Origin of the sequence: Gilliamella sp. B2828 (genome assembly GCF_026537125.1) — a bacterium.
Taxonomy (GTDB): domain Bacteria; phylum Pseudomonadota; class Gammaproteobacteria; order Enterobacterales; family Orbaceae; genus Gilliamella.
Genome location: NZ_JAFNMU010000010.1, coordinates 50,342 through 72,228, shown reverse-complemented (window position 1 = coordinate 72,228; position 21,887 = coordinate 50,342). Strand labels below are relative to the sequence as shown.

Sequence of the window (21,887 nt, the reverse complement as noted above, 5' to 3'; positions counted from 1 at the left end):
GTTAATAAAAAATTGATTGTACTCTTTTAAAGGAATCGTTAATGACAAATCCCAATCAACAAGGCATCTTTGTCAATGAGCATATTCACTTAGTCCCACCAGATCGACGATACTCGACAAAGTTATACAATATTATTGATGTAAACCGTGATAATTTTAGTCAATATATGGCATGGACGAAGTTTGTCAGTAATGAAACAGACACATCAAATTTCTTAGATAATTGTACAATTGAACATCAAATAGATCTCACCAAAACTTATCTAATTTTACTGGATAATAACCTCGTCGGTTTACTGTCTTTCAATCAGATAGATAAAAACAATAAAACCGCTTATATTGGTTATTGGCTCGATAAACGAACAGAAGGTAAAGGTATTATGACTCAAGCCATTCAAGCTCTTACTCATCACTATGCATCACAAAAAATAATTAAACGATTTGTTATCAAATGCTCTGTAGATAATCCAAAAAGTAATGCTGTTGCAAAACGATGCGGTTTTAGCTATGAAGGCACACTTAAACAGGCGGAATACTTAAATGGAATTTATCATGATCAAAATATTTATGGTCTAATTTCAACGTACCTTTAAAATTATCACGATGAAATTATGCACAAAAAAACCGACTAATGTCGGTTTTTTATTTCTATCATTTTTAAATAACCTATCTCACGATAAGCTTTATACATTCAATAATTATCTACTAACCACATTACCATAAAGAGCTAACAGAGCAACGATAATCATTGCAGAAATGGCGATAATATATTGCATTTTCACTTTGTATTTCTTCATTTTACCAAGCGAAAGCTCTTTATTCTGATTCTTTCTATGGTAATAATAATATAAAGGTAAACCAATTAATGTCAGAATGATGGACGCAATGCCATTAAAGGTTTGATAAACAAGCATACCATAAATAACATACATAGCACCCAATATAGCTATAATCGGAATAATTGGATAACCAATTACTTTATAAGATCTTGGAACATTAGCATACTTTTTACGGGCAATGATAACACCGATAAATGTTAATAAATAAAATACCCAAATTGAAAACATCGAGATTTCCGATAAACGATCTGCATCAAGCAAGATCGAATATAAAAAAGAAAATATCACTAATACACATATAGCATTAACCGGTGAGCGGCTATCATCATCAATTGTACTTAAATAACGTGCACCAATGATGGTTCCTCGTTCTGCCATACTAAAAATAGTACGAGATAACGTCATAATATAACCATTAATTCCTCCTAAAATTGAGATCATAATGCCAACAGCAACTAAATTACCACCTAAATGGCCAAACATACGTTGTGAAGCAACAGCCGATGCATCATGACCGAGTGATACCATTTCTTGTACAGGAAAAATTTTAAATAATGCAATATTGATGCAAGCATAAACAATAACTAAAAATATAATACCCAAAATGATTGCTTTAGGTAACACTTTTGCAGGGTTATGAATTTCACCAGCAACCGAGGCTACTTGAGCCCAGCCATCATAAGCAAATAAAGTGGCCAAAATCGCTACAGCAAACGGAGCATAAGTTTCAATACCTTGACCACTAGTACTAAATAATGCGACTTGACCATTGCCTTTCAATAGTCCAAATACCGCTAATAATAAAATAGGAATAAGCTTACAAACAGTAGCAATCGTTTGCAGATAACCGGCTTGTTTCACGCCAATAGCATTAATAACAGCAATAAAACCTAAAACACCAGCACTGACCGCCATTTTAAAAGAATCATCTATGCCAAATAACAGACAAAATACCGAACTAAAATACCCCACCAATGCGCCAACTAATGACGGAGCAAAAAGCACCGTAATCATCCAACCATAAAGATGGGAAACTTTTGAGCCATAAATTTTTTCCAAATAAACCAGCATACCACCTGTACGTGGAAACATAACACCCAATTCACAAAGTGTTAATCCACCACAAATAGAAAAAACACCACCAATAATCCACGCTAATAATGCATAGTTATAATCACCAGCAACTTCTAATACGGCAGGTGGTTTCATAAATGCACCTGCCCCTAAAACCATACCAACCACCAGTGACAATGCAGAAACTAAACCAAGATCTTTCCGTAAATTATTTTCTAAATTGTGATCTTCCATACAGGTCCTCTTAAAACATATTAAATTAGCGAGCAAAATAGATTTATGATAGGGATTTATCAATAAAATACAAGAAAGATTAATATTATTGATAGTAAAAGTCGCGAAAGTAAAATGAATAAATCAATATTTAGTCAAGAAAAAAGCCGGCATCAAGCCAGCTTTTATTCTTTTTCAACTTAAATAGAAAAACGATCAGCTCTGTTTTTTCATTTTCATATCAACAACCATACGACCGCGAATTTTACCTTCTCTCATTTCATTAATCATTTCGTTGATGTCTTCAAATGGACGCTTTTCAACTATTGGTACAACTTTACCTTCAGCACTAAATTGGAATGCTTCAGCTAAATCTTCACGCGTACCAACCAAAGAACCTAAAATTTGAATCCCATCTAATACCGTTTTAGGAATACTTAAATCCATAGTTTCAGAAGGTAAACCTAAAGCGACCACTCTACCTAAAGGACGAACAGACTCAATTGCTTGATTAAAGGCTGTTTTAGTGACCGATGTCACTACCGCACCATGCACACCTCCACCCGTATGTTTTTTAATATAAGCACCAACATCAGTTACTTTTTTCGGATTGACAATTAAGTCAGCACCCAGTTCTTTACATAGTTCTAACTGGCTGTCACTATTACTAATCGCCACCACTTTATTGTTGAATACTTTTTTGCCATATTCAACTGCCAAGGTGCCTAAACCACCAATACCAAATACCGCAAGCCATTGCCCCGGTTTGGTGTCTGCAACTTTAATACCTTTGTAAGTTGTTACTCCTGCACAAGTTATACTGGTTGCTTGAGCTGGATCTAATCCTTCTGGCACTTTAACAGCGTAATCCGCTTTTACAATACACTGTTCTGCCATACCACCATCAACACTGTATCCAGAATTTAAAGCACTACGGCAAAAGGTTTCTTGACCTGAAATACAATACTCACACGAACCACAGCCAGCATGGAACCAAGCAATACTGACACGATCACCTATTTTTAAGCTTTTTACATCTGGAGCAATTTTAGTCACGATCCCTACTCCCTCATGTCCAATAACACGACCTGGTTTTTTACCAAAATCACCTGCCGCGACATGAAGATCGGTATGACAAAGGCCACAATATTCAACTTCTACTAAAGCTTCACCTGCTTCTAATGGACGCAGTGGAATATCTTTAATTTCAACTTGACCATCGCACTCTTGTCTAACAACTGCTGCCTTCATTTTTTTCTCCTACATAATTTGAAAATACAATATAACTGAGTTTATTTTATCCTAACCATGCTGAAAAAAAATGAGTTATTTCACAAAATTATTAAAAACATTGAATATTTAATAATCCTAATTGAAACGTATATCTAACCTCAAACATATTGACAAACAATAGCGAAATATTTCAAAAAAACGTGTTTAAATTAGATTTTGATAATTTGGTTAGTTTTTTATTTTTTTGTTCTCTATTGAATAAAAAAGCATACTTATAAACTTAATTAAACTTTGCCAAATAAATGGATAACAAAAGTATTTTCACGATCAATAATCCTAATTTTAACTTTGCATTCATATCATGAAATTTAACGCCAGTTAACAACGTATTAAGATATTTTGAAAGATTCTGTCAGGAAAAGAATGGACGATCATGGGCAGGAAAAAATGTTTATATACCTTAAAGGAACGAGTCTAAATACTCGCTCCTTATTTAAGTTTAACACAATGATTATTAACCAATATCTTTTGCAATATATTTCTGACTCTGGTTATTTATTAATAAAAATAGCCCAATTAATGCACCTAGTGTAAATAACCCAACCACATACATAGCAGGTGCCATTTTGCTTACAAAGTCACTCAAAAAAGATATTAATAAAGGTGTTAATCCACCTGCGATGGCATACGCCATATTAAATGAAAACGATACGCCACTATAACGAATTTGAGCAGGAAAAACTTTCACCATAAAACACGCAAAAGCCCCAACAATACCAACACAGAATCCGGCTAGAGAATAAGTGATAAATAAAAGTTGATGGTTATCTAATGATAAATAAAAAATAGCGATAGCAAGTGTAGCAAAAATACAACCCATTAATATGACTTTACCCATAGCAAACTTATCCATCATCATGCCATAAAAAGTACAACTTATAATCAGACCAATGATGGCTAATATATTAGCTTGTAATGCATCAATAGGTGAGTAACCAAATGCTTTTTGCAATAAAATGGGGGTCATTAACATAATGACCATAATACCGGCAGACAAAACCCAAGTCAGTAACATTGATAATATTGTCTGGGGTAAATATTGAGTTATCACGGTAATAACAGGAATTTTATTAGACAATTCTTGCTGTTTACGTTTCTGAATTTCAAGAAAAATTGGGGTTTCTTTTAACCAACGGCGCAAATACATTGCCATCAAACCAAAAATACCACCAATAAGAAAAGGAATTCGCCATCCCCAATCAATTAATTGTTCGGGAGAGACGCTTTTATTCATAACAGTTGAAACCAATGATCCGAATAAAATACCTAAACTTAAGCCACTGGTTAAAATTCCACATGCTAAACCAATTTTATTTTTTGGTACGTGTTCAGCAACAAATGTCCAAGCACCGGGTACTTCACCGCCTACTGCCAGACCCTGACATAATCGCATAAGTAGGAGTAATAAAGGAGCAAAAACACCAATATGGGTATATGTTGGTAAACAACCGATAAATAACGTCGGTAAAGCCATAAGCAGTATACTAAGCGTAAACATTCGTTTTCGACCAAAAAGATCGCCAAAGTGCGCCATAATAATTCCTCCAAAGGGACGAATTAAATAACCTGCTGCAAAAATACCGAATGTTTGTACCTGACTTAACCATACTGGCATATCATTTGGAAAAAACAGATGACTAATAGTAATTGAAAAGAAAACAAATATAATAAAATCATAAAACTCTAAAGCTCCACCTAAAGCAGACAATGCTAACGTTTTATAATCTTGTTTATTTAAAGTACGAGTGTACGTAATGGGTGCTGTGTATGACATGATCTTCCTTGTAATTTTTTTTTTACACATAGTATATTTTAATGTACTAATATACCTGAACACCCTATTTTTTAAAAGAAAATATCAATTAAAACGACAACCTACATTTTATTATCGGTATAATATAAAATCTTTTTTTAAAATATATCTTATTTGATTAGATAAACAGCACTAAATGATTAATATACCGTGACAAATTAAAACTACAATCAAAAAATATTTTAAAATGGAGAGTCGTGAAATGGCTATAAAACATATTACTCGAGGTAAATTCACACGCATGCAACAATTATCTAACCAAGATGGTGTGATTGCAGCATTAGCGATTGACCAACGCGGTTCAATGGTAAAAATGATGGAATCGGCAGTAGGTAAAGATCACTATCATATAGATATGGTGTATGAGTTCAAAGAGCTTGTCTCACAAGAATTAACCAAATATGTTAGTGCTATCTTGTTAGATGAAGAGTATGGCTTTAAAGGTATGGCTAAAAAAAATAAAGATGCTGGATTAATCATCTCCTACGAAAAAACAGGTTATGATGCTAATACTCCAGGTCGTCTACCCGATGTTTTGCCAGAAGACTCTCTACAACGGTTATTGAAAAAAGGAGCCGATGCCGCAAAAGTTTTGGTTTATTATAATCCCGATGATCCTCAAGATATTCTAGAAAAAAAACATGCTTTTTTAGAACGTATCGGTACTGAAGCAAGAGCGGCGGATATCCCGTTATTTGTAGAACCAATCGTCTATGATAATGTGGTAACTGATGATAAAAGCCCTGAATTTGCCAAAATAAAACCTCAAAAAGTCATTAATACCATTAAAGAGTTTACTAAAAATCAATATTATATTGATGTACTAAAAGTTGAAGTCCCAGTACTTTTCAAAAATGTTGAAGGATTTAATGATAATAATGTTGTTGTTTACACCCAAAAACAAGCCGCTGATTATTTTAAACAGGCCAATGACGTAGCAACTCGCCCATTTATTTATTTGAGTGCAGGTGTACCCACTAAAACTTTCCATCAAGAATTAATTTTTGCTGGCGAAAACGGCGCTAAATACAGTGGTATTTTAGGTGGTCGCGCAACATGGTTTGAAGGCGTTGCAGCTTATGCCAAAGAAGGAAAAGACGGTCTTAAACGCTGGTTAGATCAAACAGGACGTGAAAATGTTGAACACCTCAATAAAATTTTAAAACAGTATGCGACACCTTGGTATGATATTTATGGTGGTAAACAAAACATAGAAGTGATCGATATTAAATTAGGTAATTAATCATAATTTCGAACCAAATAGCTGTAAATTACGAGTAAGCAAAGATAGAGTACAGGATGTTATCCTATTTACCTGTACTCTCTTTTAAAGTGCTAAAAATGTTATTACCAAGATGTGCTGTCAATAAAAAATAAATTAGAACGTCCTAAATGATATTAGAGCGCTTTATCAAAAAATAAATTTACTTTAGTTAATTTAACCATCGACTCAATATAACTTTGCACTTTAGGTGGAAAAGACAATCCTTTTACACATGTTAAGTTGCGTAGCACAGGAAACAAACATATATCATCTAAAGATAATTGCCCATTACACGCTTGTGACGAGATAATTAACGGTTCAAGATCATTCAATAATTTAGATATTTTAGATACCAATGAATCCGTCTGTGCTAAACATTCATCAAACGAACCTATTTTTTTAGTTTTACTTGTGACAAAGTAGTTGATTGCACTTTGAGTAGTAAATTCTGCCAAACCAAGTTTTATATAGCGTGGGCACTCTAATTTATAATCATATTGTTGTAGTTGTTTAATTAAATTTTCAATATTTGCAGATGTTGGTCCGATTAAAATAGGTTTGCTCCCATAATGATTATCCACATAATGAACAATATCTAAACTTTCAGGCAAATAACTGCCATCATCTTTTTGTAAAATTGGGGCCATTTTTTGACCTATCATGCTTTCGGGAGACTTAAAATCATCACTTAGAAATACATGTAGCTCAACTGGGATATTTTTTAAACCAAAGATCATTCTAGCCCTTACACAAAAAGGACAATGTTCGTAAATATATAATTTCATTTTTACCTCCTTCTTAACCAATCAATAGCCCATAATAAATATGCGAGCCCGAGGAATACCAGTATAACAATGCTTGCATTAATCAATGCTTGCCAATAACCGATTTTTGTTACATTGATAAAAGGATACGGATAGAAATGAGTAAAATACCCTCGTACAAAAGTATAAACACCATAAATTAACATGCTAATTAAAGATCCCATAATGACGCGAAAATTAATCCGCTGAAATGGTCCCCAAATCAACCAACTTAAAATACCAAATGTGGGAATAACGACATGTAAACTTTCATTAGCTAATCGCATATATATATTGGGCGGGATATGAATGCCACGCAAAAGCGAGTTATACACAATAGCAGTAATGATTACCCCCACCAACCCATTTAATCGAATAACTCGAAAAATAAAACGATTACAATTCGGGCTAAAAGCTAACCATAAACAACTTATTGCCAACATAAGGTTAGATAATACAGTAAAAAAACTGTAATAAAACACCATACGCCCTATTGGTGTTGCTGGTTGCCAGCTTCGAAGTTGTGCATGCCAATAAGTATAAGTTTCAAAACCGACAACAAACAGCACATATAATGCAATAAAAAAATGAAAATTTCGTTTCAACATAACAAACATAAAAAAATCAAACCGTATTGCAGTATATATCAGTTCATATAAAAAAACGAAAATATAAAAATAGATTAATGTGTGACTTTTAATCAAAACTCTGAACAAAATACTCATAAAGAAAGCATAAAGAAGGCATAAAATCTAAGTATTTTTCACTATTGCAATTTACGCTTCTAATTTAAAATTACCACGATTTTAGAATAAAACGGTATACACTCCTGAATATTTTTTACAACTTAAATGATCATTTTTGTCATTATTTTGGGTTTTATTATCGGTATTGGTCTTATATATTTAAGCAATGATGATTCAAAAAAACAAAATCATGAACTTAATCAACCGGAAAATTTAATTATAGACCTTACAATTTACCCTTCAACCATTCCTGAAAATCAATTATTACATATAAAAGAAGCTAAAAAGTTGTATGAATCAGCTTTTGACGATCAAGTATTCCATGCGGTAGTTAGCCCGGACAACTTAATCAAATTTTTAAAACATGCCTGGCAATAAGATAAAAATGCCATGCCATATTATTACTCTCTTCTTACTTGGCATAAATTCTTTGATGAAGATTACGAAGAAAAAGGGATGATCTCATTTACAGAATTTATGCATAAGTATCGGGATCAGTTAGTGGATAATCCAGGTAAACCGTTAGTCGAACCTTACGTATTTAAAAGTGAGCAAATGCGGGGGTACTTATGGGATAAGTTTGCCGATTTAAAATATCCGTATTTTGCAATTAGAAAAGGTTGGAGTAAGGGGGCTTGTAGGTATGATGAACAAGGCATGGCGAGACCCTGTACAGATGAGCAATTAGAAAAAAGTATTGAGTATTTTAATTACGCCATTGACGGTGGCTATCATTGCTACGAAGGTTTGATAGCCCGTATGTTATTTCAACAAGGGCGTTAATATAAAGATCAGAAATATGAGCAACTGAATAAATTAACCGAATACCGCAAAGTATTAAAATCAGACAAGTTAAAACAGGCGATAGATTATGCATAGCTAATAGCAGAGCATAGCTCGATTATAGGCATATTGCGCATGACTGAAGCCTATTTATATGGTTTAGGACGGGAGCAAGATCCGGTTAAAGCCAATGCCTGGTCACTATTAAGTGATTATGCAAAAAAAATTATCGAGATAGGCAGGAATTTAGCGTGGGATGCAGAGCAACTACCACCGGTTTGGGAATATAACAAAGAAATCCAAAATCGTTTGGAGCAACAACTTACCCCCAACCGAAAAACAAGCGGCATTAGATTATTTGGAAACGCCGAAAACCAAAGTGGTCACTTGGAATTATAATAAATGGCGAGATCAAATAGATAATTTTCACCCTAAACCATAGACAAAATCCTATTTCAATTACAGAAGCCCATTGGCTTATTTGCTAATAAATTGAGCCTAAAATTCGTTGCCAACCTGCCTATCGTAAAAAAGTATTTCTGCTTCAGAAACAAAGGATTCAAAGAGTTATACCGGTATCATTTATTTTAAAACAAAAACTACCATTACATCTGAAAATGAAGGAGATCGAAGTCAGAATTGATGATAAAAGTAGTTAAAATTGTATTAAGAACTCATATCAAGCTTCTTAGATTTTTCTAAATTGAAACGTCGGATATTTAATAGTGCTATGCAGCTAATGACGTATAATTAAAAATGGACATTAACGTTTTTACAAAATTCAGTGTGACTAGATAATGAAATTAATTTTGTCAAAAAGTTTCAGGTTAACTATATCTTTGAGTAAAAATATTGGTTAAATCTAATTGTAATTGAGCATCAAAAAAAGATTATATCGCCTTATAATCTGAACCTATCTTTAACTTCTTATCTTCAGTTGGTATATAATATTTATCACAAATTATTCGTAGGGACTACTTTTGATATCTGATAAAAACATACCAGCACAAAATAAAATGTTAATTGAACAATTTTTAGACTCGCTATGGCTGGAACGTAGTTTAGCAGAAAATACTATTACATCTTATAAACTTGATTTAATTGCATTAAGTCAATCACTGCAACAACAAGATGTAACATTATTGACCGCGCAAACTAACAATTTACAGAATTTTTTAATGCAGCGTGTTCAAGATGGTTATAAAGCCAGTAGCTCTGCACGTTTACTCAGCGCGACTAAAAGATTTTTTCAGTATCTTTATCAAGAAAATTATCGCACTGATGATCCTTCAGCAGTTTTATCATCACCAAAATTACCGAAAAAACTGCCCAAAGATTTAACTGAATCACAAGTCGACGCATTGCTTGAATCTCCAAGTATTGAAGATCCTATTGAGCTTCGAGACAAAGCCATGTTAGAAGTTCTTTACGCCACAGGTTTACGTGTTTCTGAACTGGTTAATTTAGAAATAAGTGATGTGAGCTTACGTCAAGGCGTCGTTCGAATCATCGGTAAGGGTAACAAAGAACGCTTAGTGCCACTCGGTGAAGAAGCGATTTATTGGTTAGAGTATTATTTTAAATATGCCCGAAATGATCTTTTAAAAAATGGCGCAGTTGATGTACTATTTCCAAGCAGATTAGGTAAAAAAATGACCAGACAGACCTTCTGGCATAGAATTAAATATTATGCCATACTAACCGGTATTAACATTGAGGCACTTTCCCCACACGTACTTCGACATGCTTTTGCAACCCATTTGCTTAATCATGGTGCAGATTTACGCGTGGTACAAATGTTACTCGGTCATAGTAGCTTATCGACCACTCAAATTTACACACATGTGGCAACGGAAAGATTAAAACAGTTACACAGCAAACATCATCCTCGAGCATAGTTCTCAACAAAATAAGGATAATTAAATGAAGAAAATAGTTTTAAGTATAGGTTTAGCATTGATCTCAACTTCAGTACTAGCAGCGAATGCCGATATTACAAAAAGCTTAAACCAATTAGGATATCAAACCAAAGACATAAAAATTGAGAATAGTCCAGTAAATGGATTTAAAACCGTGATCACACCTGATGGCGTTTTTTATGTTTCTGATGATGGAAAATACCTAACTCAAGGACCAATCTTTGATGTTCAAGGCAACGAACCTCAAAATATCGCTAATAGTCACAATGCTAAATTAATCAAATCGATTGAGAAAGATGCTATTGTCTATAAAGCTAACAATGAAAAATATGTTATTTCCGTATTTACGGATTATACCTGTCATTATTGTAAACTGTTGCATGAAAATATTAATAAATATTTGGATGCAGGTATTTCAGTACACTATTTTGCTTTTCCTCGAGCTGGCGCAGATAGCGAAGTTGGAAAAAACATGCAATCAATCTGGAGTGTAGCGGATCGTAAAGCTGCTTTTGAAAATGCTTACAAAGATAATCCTATCTCTCCAGCAAGCAGTATGATACCTTATGTAACCCAACAATTTAATGTTGGTAAACAAATTGGTATTACTGGCACACCTGCCATTGTTTTAGCTGATGGTCAACTTGTTTCTGGCTATGTCCCTGCTGATAAATTACTTACTATTTTAAATAAAAAATCGATTAAGTAAGATTTTACGAATCAATTTTAATTATTAATTAAAACGAACATAAAGACATATGTTAGCGTTTTGACGCTAACATCTATAATATGAATAAAAACAGAATATTACATCGAAAATTACCTGATTCTTTTCCCGAGTTATCACAAGATATTCCGCAATTATTGCAACGAATATACGCATTACGTGGCATTAAATCCATGCATGAACTTGATTATACAACGCGTAATTTATGCAATTATGATAAATTAACTGGCACACAAAATGCTGTTGAAATCCTTTATTCAGCAATGAAAGAGAACAAACGCATTGTTGTTGTAGGTGATTTCGATACCGATGGGGCAACAAGTACGGCATTAACCGTAACAGCACTGAAAAAAATGGGCTGTCAATTTGTTGATTATATCATTCCAGATCGCTTTGAAGATGGTTATGGATTGAGTGTAAGCGTCGTAAAAAAAGCCATTTCACAACGTGCGGATTTGATAATCACTGTTGATAATGGTATTGCTGCCATTGAAGCTGTTGAGTTTGCAAAGCAAGCTAACTTAATGGTCATTATTACTGATCATCATTTATGTCCAGAACAGTTACCCAGGGCTGATGCCATAATCAATCCTAATTTACCTAATTGTTCTTTTCCATCTAAACATTTAGCTGGAGTCGGGGTAGCATTTTATTTTATGCTCGCATTAAGGGCTAAGTTACGTAAGGAAGATTGGTATACAAAAAATAACTTAATACCATACAATGTTGCCAATTTATTAGATTTAGTAGCTTTGGGTACCATTGCCGATGTAGTAAAACTGGATCACAACAATCGAATTTTGGTCCATCAAGGCATAAGACGAATTCGATCTGGCTATTGTTGTGAAGGAATAAAAGCTTTATTGTATATTGCAAGAAAAGAGCCATCTTCTTTCACTGCAACAGATCTCGCTTTTTATATTGCACCAAGATTAAATGCAGCAGGAAGAATGGATAATATGTCTTTAAGTGTTGAATTATTACTTTGTGATGATTTTGATACGGCTATAGAACAAGCCAAAAATCTTGATATGCTCAATAATGATCGCAAATTGATTGAGCAAACTATGCATAAAGAAGCATTATCATTTATTCAACAAATTGAAAAACAAGCAACAGCCATTCCAGACATACTGATTGTTTACCACTCTCAATGGCACCAAGGTATTATTGGTATTTTATCGGCTCGATTAAAAGATAAGTATTATCGACCTGTTATCTCATTTGCCTCAACTACAGATGGTTATTTAAAAGGATCTGGAAGATCAATAGCAGGAATACATTTACGTGATTTATTAGATGAATTTGATCAGCAATACCCGAATTTAATTGTGAATTTTGGTGGTCATGCAGTGGCGGTAGGTTTAACCATTCGTGAAGAGGATTTTGAACAATTTAAAACTTGCTTCGAAGAGCTAGTCAATACTAAATTCATTAAGACACCATTAGAACCAATCATTGAAACAGATGGCGAAATAGAGGGTAAAGATTTTAATTATGTCATAGCAAAACATTTAAAAGAAGCCGGTCCTTGGGGAGAAGGTTTTTCTGAACCCATTTTTGATGGGGAATTTATTATTCATCAACAGCGCTTGTTTGCAGAAAAACATCTTAGATTAGTTTTGGAACCCAAAAAGGGAGGACCACTTGTTGAAGGCATATTGTTTAATGCTAACTTGCAACAATGGCCAGATCAATCATTAAAAAATGTCAAAATCGTTTATCATTTAATGGTAGATGAATTTCGTGGTAATCAAATGGCAAAACTATTGATTAGATATTTATGGCCTATCGCATAAGCCATAAAAATCGACTATAATTACGCAGACATTTCGGAATTACATCCAATTGCCAATCAAAACAACAGTGATAACTAAACAAATATTATTATCAATACATTTTTATTAAAGTTAAGGACTAAAAATGCATATTCATATTCTAGGAATTTGTGGCACATTTATGACAGGAATTGCATTAATAGCCCGTTCGCAAGGTCATAACGTAACGGGTTCAGACAAGAATGTTTACCCGCCGATGAGTACACTTTTGCAAAAAGAGCATATCGATATTATTGAAGGGTATGATCCTTCTCAATTGACCCCTACTCCCGATCTGGTAATAATCGGTAATGCGCTATCAAGAGGTAACCCTTGCGTTGAATATGTTCTTGATAATAATATTCCCTATATTTCAGCCCCTCAATGGTTACATGATAATGTCTTACGCGATCGTTGGGTGATTGCTGTTGCAGGTACCCATGGTAAAACAACGACTGCTGGAATGGTCAATTGGATATTAGAAAAACAAGGTTATCAGCAAGGTTTTGTTATTGGTGGTGTTCCGGGTAATTTTGATGTATCGGCACGATTAGGCGAAGGTAATTTTTTTGTAATTGAAGCTGACGAATACGATTGTTCATTTTTCGACAAGCGATCAAAATTTATGCATTATTGCCCTAAAACCTTAATCATGAACAATTTAGAATTTGATCATGCTGATATTTTTGATGATCTTGGTGCAATCCAAAAGCAATTTCATCATTTAGTCCGTTTAGTACCAAGTAAAGGACTTATCATCACGCCACAAGATGATGTAAATTTAAAACAAGTATTAGCTAAAGGTTGCTGGAGTGAACAAAGCTTTACGGAATCTGAAACAGGTTGGCTAGCACAACGTATTAATAGTGATGCCAGCCACTTCGCGGTTTATTATAATAGCGAAAAAGTGAGCGAAGTTAAATATTCTTTAGTGGGTGAATATAATATGCATAATGCGCTGATGGCTATTGCTGCCGCTCATAATGTGGGCATTCAACCTACGGATGCTTGTGCAGCATTAAGTACGTTTATCAATGCGAAAAGACGATTAGAACTTTATGGTGAAGTTAATAATATTGAAATATATGACGATTTTGCCCATCATCCGACTGCAATTTTGGCAACTCTTGAAGCTTTGCGTAGCAAAATTGGAGCTAATCGCCGAATTTTAGCCGTTCTTGAACCTCGCTCAAATACAATGAAACTTGGTGTATCAAAAGATGAGTTGGCACCATCACTGGGTCGTGCTGATGAAGTTTTTATATTCCAACCGGAACAATTACCATGGTTAGTAGCAGATGTTGTTGATGGTTGTATTCAACCTGCATACTGGTCTGGCGATATCGATTTGCTTGTTGAAATGATAACGAAATCCGCTAAACCTTCTGATGCCATTTTAATTATGAGTAATGGCGGTTTTAGCGGAATACATGATAAAATTTTAGAAAGCCTAAAAAAAAAACAGCTAAAAGATCAATTGGATGAACAATCATTACTCTAATGATGGGTGAATTTACCTGTATGATTTTGCCACTTAATGTGGCATCTCATTTACAGTAAGAGGCAGTATCATGCAATACTTAGTTACCTCGTCTGAAATGAAGCATTATGATGCTTATACCTCAAATAAAATTGGTTTACCCTCCTTGGTACTCATGGAACGTGCTGCCCTAGCCGTGGTGAATCAACTTAATAAAAATAACTATAATTTAAATAAAGTGGCTGTAGTATGTGGATATGGTAAGAATGGTGGTGATGGTATTGCTATTGCTCGCTTACTCAAATTACAAAACATTGATGTTAATGTTTATTTAATTGGCAAACCAGAAAAGGCTTCAAATGAAACGTTACAGCAAATCAAAATAGCACAACATTATAATATTACCTTTGTAACTTCACTCAAAGGGTCCTTAACTAAATATACAACGATTGTTGATGCTATTTTTGGTATAGGGCTTAATCGTATCGTTACAGGTGATTTTTTTCATACAATTAAATTGATTAATCAGAGTAACGCTGAAGTTCTTGCTGTTGATATTCCTTCAGGACTTTGCAGCAATACGGGTAACATTCTTGGTATTGCTGTCAAAGCGAAACAAACGGTAACATTCGCCTATTCAAAAATTGGTTTATCACTTTATCCAGGAGCTGAATTAGCCGGCGAAATCACTATTGCAGATATTGGTCTCTATGCAGATACGCCAGCAACTCATTATACTTATCAATCTAGTGAGTTGAGCCAGTTATTACCACGTAGATCGAATCATAGTCATAAGGGTAGCTATGGTAACGTATTGATTATTGCCGGATCAGAAAATATGTCCGGAGCAGCCTTCTTTTCAGCTAAAGCCACTTATAAAACTGGTGCTGGGTTAGTACGTATTTACACACCAATATGCAATCGTGATATTTTATTAACACAACTACCTGAAGTATTATTTACACCTTATATTCCCAATCAAATTGATACAACAAAACTTGAAGAATTAATAAATTGGGCCTCAGTCATCGTTATTGGGCCGGGAATGGGAGTATCTAAAGATACTTATACAATATTAATGCACGTATTACAATACGCTACGATTCCCATTATTATAGATGCTGATGGACTTAATACCTTAGGTGGGAATTTGAAATTATTAAAACAAGCGCACTCAACCATCATTGTCACTCCACATTTAGGGGAAATGTCCAGATTAATCAATCTACCAATTGAAAAAATTAAAAACAATCTCATCATGACAGCAAAAAAATTTGCACAAGACTATAACGTAATCTGCGTTCTTAAAGATGCAAAAACCATTGTCACAATCCCTCAAAACGCCACTTATATTAACCAAACCGGTAATAATGGTATGGCAACGGGCGGGACTGGTGATGTTTTAACCGGAATTATGGCAGGACTTATAGCACAACATTTACCACCTATAAAAGCGGCCCCAGTAAGCGTTTACTTACATGGATTGGCGGGTGATGAGGCGTTAAAAAGACGAAATAAATACAGTTTATTAGCCAGTGATGTCATCGACAGTCTAAATGATATATTATAAATTTAGCTCAACATATAACCTGTAGTTTTAGTTTACTCAGTAAGGATATTTCATGAATGAAATTACCGATATGATTAAATTGTTATGTCGCCGAATAAAAATAACTAGAATCGAAAAAAATTTATCACAACAAGAACTTGCAGATAAATCTCAAATTGGTATAGCAACGATAAAACGTATTGAGCAAGGCGAATCAATCACATTACAAACATTAATTTCAGTTCTTAAAGGATTAGGTGAACTCGATCAACTCAATAATCTACTCGCCTACAACGAAGTCATTCACAAAACTTATGCAGACCAACCAAAACGAAAAAGAAAACAACGAACAACCAGAAAAGAAACAGTTGAAATACTAATTGAAAATGATTTTTTACGCTCTAAAGTGAATACCATGCGCTGGAAATACTAAAAAGATACTCTAAAAAACAAAATGCTAAAAATAAGTATATAGGGTAATTTTTATCTTCGCCAATGATAAAACAGACGAAGATAAATGATGAGATCTTAATTACAATGTACCGTAATTGCCAATCCTCCTCGCGATGTTTCTCGATATTTAGCATTCATATCTTTACCGGTTTCATACATTGTTTTAATCACCTTATCTAAAGAGACTTTTGCTGCCGTTATTCTTCTCAACGCCATTCTTGTGGCATTAATAGCTTTAACCGCTGCAATAGCATTACGCTCAATACATGGCACTTGCACCTGCCCAGCGACAGGATCGCACGTTAAACCTAAATTATGTTCCATCGCAATTTCAGCCGCCATACAGACTTGTTGAGGATTACCCCCTAAAAGTTCAGCTAATCCCGCAGCAGCCATTGAACAAGCCACGCCCACTTCACCTTGGCAACCCACTTCGGCACCAGAAATAGAAGCATTCATTTGATAAAGTTGTCCAATTGCACCACAGGTTAAAAAGAATCGAATACAAATATCAGGCGTGACTGGATTAATAAATTTATTATAATAACCCAAAACAGCAGGAATAATACCGCAAGCACCATTAGTTGGAGCCGTAACCACACGCCCACCAGCTGCATTTTCTTCACTAACTGCAAATGCAAACATATTCACCCAATCAATGATCACCATAGGATCGCCGATGATCTGATCATTCATTGTTGATAGCTGCCGATAAAGAGAGAAAGCTCGGCGTGGTACCTTAAGTGGCCCAGGTAATAAACCTTCTGTGTTCATGCCACGTTTGATACATTCTAAAATAGTTTGCCCTACGCGTGAAAAATAATCTTCAATTTCTTCATACGAATGAAGTTGCAGCTCATTTTTCATTATAATACTTGAAATTGATAAAGAATTATCTTCACAATATTTTAATAATTGTGAGGCAGAAGAAAACCGATAAGGCAGTTTTACTGTTTCTGGTTTTTGCTGTGCAAACTGTTCTTCTTCTACAATTTTACCACCACCTACTGAATAGTAGGTTTTCTCAAACAGCAGAGTTTCACCATTGTAGGCACTCAATTTCATACCATTTTCATGGAGTGGCAAAAATTTTGAATGAAACACCATACAACTCGCAAGAGAAAAATCGATTTCGTAACGATTATTATAAATCGGTAAGCGATGCGTTTGACTGATTCTTTCAATGAATGATGGAATACTATCAATATTAACCCTATCAGGTTTTTCGCCGGCAAGCCCCATAATAATTGCAATATCGGTTTGATGACCTTTACCTGTTAGTGATAAAGATCCATAAACATCAGCAACAATTTTGGTAACTGATGACATCATGTCATTATTTATCAGTTGATCTACAAATGCCTTTCCTGCTCTCATAGGGCCAACAGTATGTGAGCTTGAAGGACCAATACCTATTTTAAATATTTCAAATACCGAACTCATATTTTTCCCTTTTTGATACAAACGCAACTCAATGGCGCGAGTCTAAATCTTTAAAAATTTACTATTGTAACAAAACGGCCAATAAGCTAATTCACTATTAACACTATTTTACCTATAGATCCTGCATACTATTGGCTAATACCCATGGATTTTATTCATTAAAAAATCAAATCATTCATAATAAATAATGGGTTAATCTTAAATTAAATTATAAATAGCGGCTGAAATCGCAATGAATCCCATGATCACAATAAATCCATTACTCAGTTTGCCACGATATTTTGCTAATGTGGGCAATTTATGAATGGCATACATAGGCATTATGAACAATAGGACAGCCAAAATTGGACCACCTAGTGATTCAATTAAACCTAAAATACTCGGATTTAGTGTTGCAACGCCCCATGCTGTTAAAAACATAAATGACACAACAAGTTTTTCAAGTTTGTTTTCAGATATTGTTTTGTTACGACAACGTAAAGCTTTATTCACTATACCATTAAACCCTTCTTTAGCTCCCAAATAGTGTCCCAAAAACGATTTAGCCATAGCAATAAAGGCAATTGGTGGACCAATATACTCAATCACCGGCGAATTAAAGCGATTAGCTAGATAAGATAATATTGAAATATTTTGCGCTTTTGCTTCTAAAAGTTCTGTAGGTGATAAACAAAGTGCACAACTAAATACAAAAAACATCACAGTTACAACCATCATAATATTACTGACTGCAATAATTTTAGTGCATTTTGGTTCAGCATAAGTTTCCCCATATTCTTTACGTTTCGCAACAGCTAAAGAAGAAATAATCGGCGAATGATTAAATGCAAAAACCATAACAGGAATGACCAACCAAAGTGTCATTAAAGTACCATGACCACTATAATCATTATTACTAAAAGAAATATTATGAAAAATTTCACCATTCCATTCAGGAATTAAAAATAATGCTAAAATCATTAATACCGCAATGAAAGGAAACACCAAAATGGACATAACATTTACAATAAACCCTTCACCAAAATGAACAATCGACATTAAAAAAGCGACCAAAATAAAAGATAACAAAACTCTTGGTAGTGAAGCCAAACCAAGTTGGTGCACCATAAAACTGTCGACGGTATTAGTAATGCCAACACTGTATACTAATAAAATGGGGTAAATAGCAAAAAAATAAAGTACTGTTATCCAGTTACCTGCAGTGCGGCCAAAAGCTTCTTCAACGACAACAGTAATATCCCCTTCTCGGTTTTTACCTGACAATACAAATCGACACAAAGCTCGATGAGCAAAAAATGTCATAGGAAAAGCAAGAACTAACATCACTAATAAAGGAATTAAACCTCCAACACCCGCATTAATTGGTAAAAACAAAACTCCTGCACCAATCGCAGTACCATAAAGGCTTAGCATCCATAGAGTATCGCTTTTACGCCATTTAGATAATGCCGCATCCTCTTTAGAAATTGTTATCCCCTCATTAATGGTTAATTGGTCCATATTAAACTACTCCTTATGTTTAAAAATTTTGCGCATATGATATCAACTTAATATCCTTATCAACGTGATCTTTGTCACATAAACATAATAAGTTAAATATAATCAATATCATATATTTTAAAAATATATCTATTTTGATACTTAGTGTTGCCAAAAAAATTAAAGCATCAATTTTAATACAAAATATTTATAAAATTACCAACAATTTTCAATTGGCCAAAAAATTATAATGCAATTTAAATTAGAATTAGATTTGGCATTGATCGCAAGTCGCTTGTGTTATTTGAAAGGCTATTAAGGTTTTTATTATCTATTTCACATCAAAAATAACGATAAAATTACTTTAGTGTTGCGCTGGGTACTGCTAAACTAGCAAGCATTTTTAGTATATTTATAAGTAAATTATTTTTCGGGATAAATTCATGCGAACCAGTAAATATCTTCTTTCTACGTTAAAAGAAACGCCAGCTGATGCTGAAGTAATTAGTCATCAATTAATGTTACGTGCCGGTATGATTCGAAAAGTTGCGGCAGGTTTATATACTTGGTTGCCAACTGGTTATCGTGTACTTAAAAAAGTTGAAAACATTGTCCGAGAGGAAATGAATAAAGCTGGTGCAATTGAAGTACTAATGCCTGTTGTCCAACCTGCTGATATTTGGCAAGAAAGTGGACGTTGGGAACAATATGGCCCAGAGCTATTACGTATTAAAGACCGTGGTCATCGCGACTTTGTATTAGGACCAACACATGAGGAAGTGATTACCGACTTACTACGCAATGAAGTTAGTTCCTATAAGCAACTACCATTGAATGTTTATCAAATTCAAACCAAATTCCGTGATGAAGTTCGCCCACGTTTTGGTGTAATGCGTTCACGTGAGTTTATTATGAAAGATGCTTATTCATTCCATACGTCACAAGCATCATTACAAGAAACTTATGATGACATGTACAAAGCTTATAGTGCAGTATTTACTCGCGCAGGCTTAAACTTTAGAGCAGTACGTGCCGATACCGGATCAATTGGAGGTAATTGGTCACACGAATTCCAAGTCTTAGCTGATAGTGGTGAAGATGATATTGTTTTTTCAACTGAATCAGATTATGCAGCCAATATCGAAATGGCCCAAGCATTAGCACCGACTCAAAACCGTGCAGCGCCAACAAAAGTAATGGAAATTGTGGATACTCCAAATGCTAAAACCATTGATGAATTAGTTCAACAGTTCAATTTACCAATTGAAAAAACGGTTAAAACATTAATGGTAAAAGCAACTAAAGAAAGTGGTCATCAATTAGTCGCATTATTAGTGCGTGGTGATCACACTTTAAATGAAATCAAAGCTGAAAAAATTGACATTGTTGCTTCACCATTAGAATTTGCAACTGATGAAGAAATTCGCGCTATTGTTAATGCTGGTCCTGGATCATTAGGTCCAATTAACCTAAATATGCCAATTATTATTGACCGGGATGTCGCAGTAATGAGTGATTTTAGTGCTGGAGCGAATATTGATCATAAACATTACTTTAATATTAATTGGGAACGAGATGTTGCTCTTCCACGCATTGAAGATATTCGTAATGTGGTTGAAGGTGATATGAGTCCTGATGGTAAAGGCACATTACAAATTAAACGCGGCATTGAAGTTGGGCACATTTTCCAACTTGGAACTAAGTATTCAGAAGCCATGAAAGCTACGGTTCAAGGCGAGGATGGACAAAACCATGTTATGATTATGGGGTGTTACGGCATTGGTGTCAGTCGCATTGTGGCCGCAGCAATTGAACAATGCCATGATGAACGTGGTATTGTATGGCCAGAAGCCATCGCTCCATTTAGTGTTGTCATTATTCCTATGAACATGCATAAATCTGAAAAAGTACAAGCAACAGCTGAAAGACTTTATGCGGATTTACAAGCTACAGGTATTGAAGTGTTGCTTGATGATCGTAAAGAGCGACCAGGTGTGATGTTTGCCGATGCTGAGTTAATAGGAATTCCACATACCATTGTTATTGGTGAACGAAATCTTGAAAATGGCGAAGTGGAATATAAACACCGCTGTGGAGGGGATAAAGAAATGGTAAAAATTGAAAGCATCATTGAATTTATCCAAAACCGTCGTCAATTGGTATAAAATTAATAGATAAATTGCACATATTTA

19 protein-coding genes are annotated in these 21,887 nt (G+C 34.4%); 12 read left to right on the top strand and 7 right to left on the bottom strand.

All coding sequences use genetic code 11. From position 1 onward, the window contains the following. Positions 1 to 41: 41 nt before the first annotated feature. Positions 42 to 593, top strand: a complete 552-nt coding sequence (rimL, locus tag J3U19_RS09190) for a 50S ribosomal protein L7/L12-serine acetyltransferase (RefSeq protein WP_267341658.1) — start codon at positions 42 to 44, stop codon at positions 591 to 593. 105 nt (positions 594 to 698) lie between these two features. Here the strand turns inward: rimL and J3U19_RS09185 are convergent, their stop codons facing one another. From J3U19_RS09185 to J3U19_RS09175, 3 genes are all read right to left on the bottom strand, one after another. Then, complete coding sequence (locus J3U19_RS09185) at positions 699 to 2,147, bottom strand: APC family permease (protein ID WP_267341657.1); 1,449 nt, start codon at positions 2,145 to 2,147, stop codon at positions 699 to 701. A gap of 195 nt (positions 2,148 to 2,342) precedes the next feature. After that, a complete protein-coding gene (gene adhP / locus J3U19_RS09180; RefSeq protein ID WP_267341655.1) occupies positions 2,343 to 3,377 on the bottom strand; it encodes an alcohol dehydrogenase AdhP in 1,035 nt (344 codons plus the stop codon). A 496-nt stretch (positions 3,378 to 3,873) separates the two neighbouring features. Further along, positions 3,874 to 5,193, bottom strand: coding sequence for an MFS transporter (locus J3U19_RS09175; protein WP_267346122.1), 1,320 nt, complete (start codon positions 5,191 to 5,193; stop codon positions 3,874 to 3,876). A gap of 247 nt (positions 5,194 to 5,440) precedes the next feature. Between J3U19_RS09175 and J3U19_RS09170 the strand changes: the two genes are divergently transcribed. Continuing rightward, complete coding sequence (locus J3U19_RS09170) at positions 5,441 to 6,475, top strand: tagatose 1,6-diphosphate aldolase (RefSeq protein WP_416380291.1); 1,035 nt, start codon at positions 5,441 to 5,443, stop codon at positions 6,473 to 6,475. A gap of 155 nt (positions 6,476 to 6,630) precedes the next feature. Here the strand turns inward: J3U19_RS09170 and grxB are convergent, their stop codons facing one another. After that, positions 6,631 to 7,281, bottom strand: coding sequence for a glutaredoxin 2 (gene grxB, locus J3U19_RS09165; RefSeq protein WP_267346119.1), 651 nt, complete (start codon positions 7,279 to 7,281; stop codon positions 6,631 to 6,633). Positions 7,282 to 7,283: 2 nt separating this feature from the next. Further along, the gene (locus J3U19_RS09160; RefSeq protein ID WP_267346117.1) at positions 7,284 to 7,916 is read right to left on the bottom strand and encodes a Pr6Pr family membrane protein; all 633 of its coding nucleotides are present in this window, start codon (positions 7,914 to 7,916) and stop codon (positions 7,284 to 7,286) included. A gap of 234 nt (positions 7,917 to 8,150) precedes the next feature. Here J3U19_RS09160 and J3U19_RS09155 point away from each other — a divergent pair, with 234 nt between their 5' ends. The 9 genes from J3U19_RS09155 to J3U19_RS09115 all read left to right on the top strand — a co-directional run bounded on the left by J3U19_RS09155 (position 8,151) and on the right by J3U19_RS09115 (position 16,753). Then, positions 8,151 to 8,423: a hypothetical protein gene (locus tag J3U19_RS09155; protein ID WP_267341646.1), complete on the top strand. Its 273-nt coding sequence runs from the start codon at positions 8,151 to 8,153 to the stop codon at positions 8,421 to 8,423. 12 nt (positions 8,424 to 8,435) lie between these two features. Next, positions 8,436 to 8,828: a hypothetical protein gene (locus tag J3U19_RS09150; protein ID WP_267341644.1), complete on the top strand. Its 393-nt coding sequence runs from the start codon at positions 8,436 to 8,438 to the stop codon at positions 8,826 to 8,828. Positions 8,829 to 8,963: 135 nt separating this feature from the next. Beyond that, positions 8,964 to 9,227 (top strand): hypothetical protein, encoded by a 264-nt coding sequence (locus J3U19_RS09145; protein ID WP_267341643.1) that lies wholly within the window; start codon positions 8,964 to 8,966, stop codon positions 9,225 to 9,227. A gap of 599 nt (positions 9,228 to 9,826) precedes the next feature. Then, complete coding sequence (gene xerD / locus J3U19_RS09140) at positions 9,827 to 10,726, top strand: site-specific tyrosine recombinase XerD (RefSeq protein WP_324123803.1); 900 nt, start codon at positions 9,827 to 9,829, stop codon at positions 10,724 to 10,726. A 25-nt stretch (positions 10,727 to 10,751) separates the two neighbouring features. Continuing rightward, positions 10,752 to 11,456, top strand: a complete 705-nt coding sequence (dsbC, locus tag J3U19_RS09135; protein ID WP_267346115.1) for a bifunctional protein-disulfide isomerase/oxidoreductase DsbC — start codon at positions 10,752 to 10,754, stop codon at positions 11,454 to 11,456. 80 nt (positions 11,457 to 11,536) lie between these two features. After that, complete coding sequence (gene recJ / locus J3U19_RS09130) at positions 11,537 to 13,273, top strand: single-stranded-DNA-specific exonuclease RecJ (RefSeq protein WP_267346114.1); 1,737 nt, start codon at positions 11,537 to 11,539, stop codon at positions 13,271 to 13,273. A 124-nt stretch (positions 13,274 to 13,397) separates the two neighbouring features. After that, the gene (gene mpl / locus J3U19_RS09125; RefSeq protein WP_267346112.1) at positions 13,398 to 14,792 is read left to right on the top strand and encodes a UDP-N-acetylmuramate:L-alanyl-gamma-D-glutamyl-meso-diaminopimelate ligase; all 1,395 of its coding nucleotides are present in this window, start codon (positions 13,398 to 13,400) and stop codon (positions 14,790 to 14,792) included. 70 nt (positions 14,793 to 14,862) lie between these two features. Next, positions 14,863 to 16,341, top strand: coding sequence for an NAD(P)H-hydrate dehydratase (locus J3U19_RS09120; protein WP_267346111.1), 1,479 nt, complete (start codon positions 14,863 to 14,865; stop codon positions 16,339 to 16,341). 52 nt (positions 16,342 to 16,393) lie between these two features. Then, on the top strand, positions 16,394 to 16,753 hold the full coding sequence (locus J3U19_RS09115; RefSeq protein ID WP_267341635.1) for a helix-turn-helix domain-containing protein: 360 nt from the start codon (positions 16,394 to 16,396) through the stop codon (positions 16,751 to 16,753). Between the two features lie 95 nt (positions 16,754 to 16,848). Here J3U19_RS09115 and J3U19_RS09110 read toward each other — a convergent pair whose 3' ends face one another. Both J3U19_RS09110 and J3U19_RS09105 read right to left on the bottom strand, forming a co-directional pair. Then, on the bottom strand, positions 16,849 to 18,216 hold the full coding sequence (locus tag J3U19_RS09110; protein ID WP_267346108.1) for an L-serine ammonia-lyase: 1,368 nt from the start codon (positions 18,214 to 18,216) through the stop codon (positions 16,849 to 16,851). Between the two features lie 198 nt (positions 18,217 to 18,414). Then, on the bottom strand, positions 18,415 to 19,716 hold the full coding sequence (locus J3U19_RS09105; RefSeq protein WP_267341632.1) for a serine/threonine transporter: 1,302 nt from the start codon (positions 19,714 to 19,716) through the stop codon (positions 18,415 to 18,417). A 422-nt stretch (positions 19,717 to 20,138) separates the two neighbouring features. Here J3U19_RS09105 and proS point away from each other — a divergent pair, with 422 nt between their 5' ends. Beyond that, complete coding sequence (gene proS, locus J3U19_RS09100; RefSeq protein ID WP_267346105.1) at positions 20,139 to 21,860, top strand: proline--tRNA ligase; 1,722 nt, start codon at positions 20,139 to 20,141, stop codon at positions 21,858 to 21,860. The last annotated feature ends 27 nt before the right edge of the window (positions 21,861 to 21,887 follow it).

What these genes read in the sequence shown, in the direction of transcription:
- J3U19_RS09155 (WP_267341646.1), top strand. Translation starts at nt 8,151, where the DNA reads ATGATCATTTTTGTCATTATTTTGGGTTTTATTATCGGTATTGGTCTT.
- proS (WP_267346105.1), top strand. Translation starts at nt 20,139, where the DNA reads ATGCGAACCAGTAAATATCTTCTTTCTACGTTAAAAGAAACGCCAGCT.
- J3U19_RS09145 (WP_267341643.1), top strand. Translation starts at nt 8,964, where the DNA reads ATGACTGAAGCCTATTTATATGGTTTAGGACGGGAGCAAGATCCGGTT.
- J3U19_RS09185 (WP_267341657.1), bottom strand. Translation starts at nt 2,147, where the DNA reads ATGGAAGATCACAATTTAGAAAATAATTTACGGAAAGATCTTGGTTTA.
- J3U19_RS09115 (WP_267341635.1), top strand. Translation starts at nt 16,394, where the DNA reads ATGAATGAAATTACCGATATGATTAAATTGTTATGTCGCCGAATAAAA.
- J3U19_RS09120 (WP_267346111.1), top strand. Translation starts at nt 14,863, where the DNA reads ATGCAATACTTAGTTACCTCGTCTGAAATGAAGCATTATGATGCTTAT.
- dsbC (WP_267346115.1), top strand. Translation starts at nt 10,752, where the DNA reads ATGAAGAAAATAGTTTTAAGTATAGGTTTAGCATTGATCTCAACTTCA.
- J3U19_RS09105 (WP_267341632.1), bottom strand. Translation starts at nt 19,716, where the DNA reads ATGGACCAATTAACCATTAATGAGGGGATAACAATTTCTAAAGAGGAT.
- adhP (WP_267341655.1), bottom strand. Translation starts at nt 3,377, where the DNA reads ATGAAGGCAGCAGTTGTTAGACAAGAGTGCGATGGTCAAGTTGAAATT.
- J3U19_RS09175 (WP_267346122.1), bottom strand. Translation starts at nt 5,193, where the DNA reads ATGTCATACACAGCACCCATTACGTACACTCGTACTTTAAATAAACAA.
- J3U19_RS09160 (WP_267346117.1), bottom strand. Translation starts at nt 7,916, where the DNA reads ATGTTTGTTATGTTGAAACGAAATTTTCATTTTTTTATTGCATTATAT.
- mpl (WP_267346112.1), top strand. Translation starts at nt 13,398, where the DNA reads ATGCATATTCATATTCTAGGAATTTGTGGCACATTTATGACAGGAATT.
- recJ (WP_267346114.1), top strand. Translation starts at nt 11,537, where the DNA reads ATGAATAAAAACAGAATATTACATCGAAAATTACCTGATTCTTTTCCC.
- J3U19_RS09150 (WP_267341644.1), top strand. Translation starts at nt 8,436, where the DNA reads ATGCCATATTATTACTCTCTTCTTACTTGGCATAAATTCTTTGATGAA.
- grxB (WP_267346119.1), bottom strand. Translation starts at nt 7,281, where the DNA reads ATGAAATTATATATTTACGAACATTGTCCTTTTTGTGTAAGGGCTAGA.
- rimL (WP_267341658.1), top strand. Translation starts at nt 42, where the DNA reads ATGACAAATCCCAATCAACAAGGCATCTTTGTCAATGAGCATATTCAC.
- J3U19_RS09110 (WP_267346108.1), bottom strand. Translation starts at nt 18,216, where the DNA reads ATGAGTTCGGTATTTGAAATATTTAAAATAGGTATTGGTCCTTCAAGC.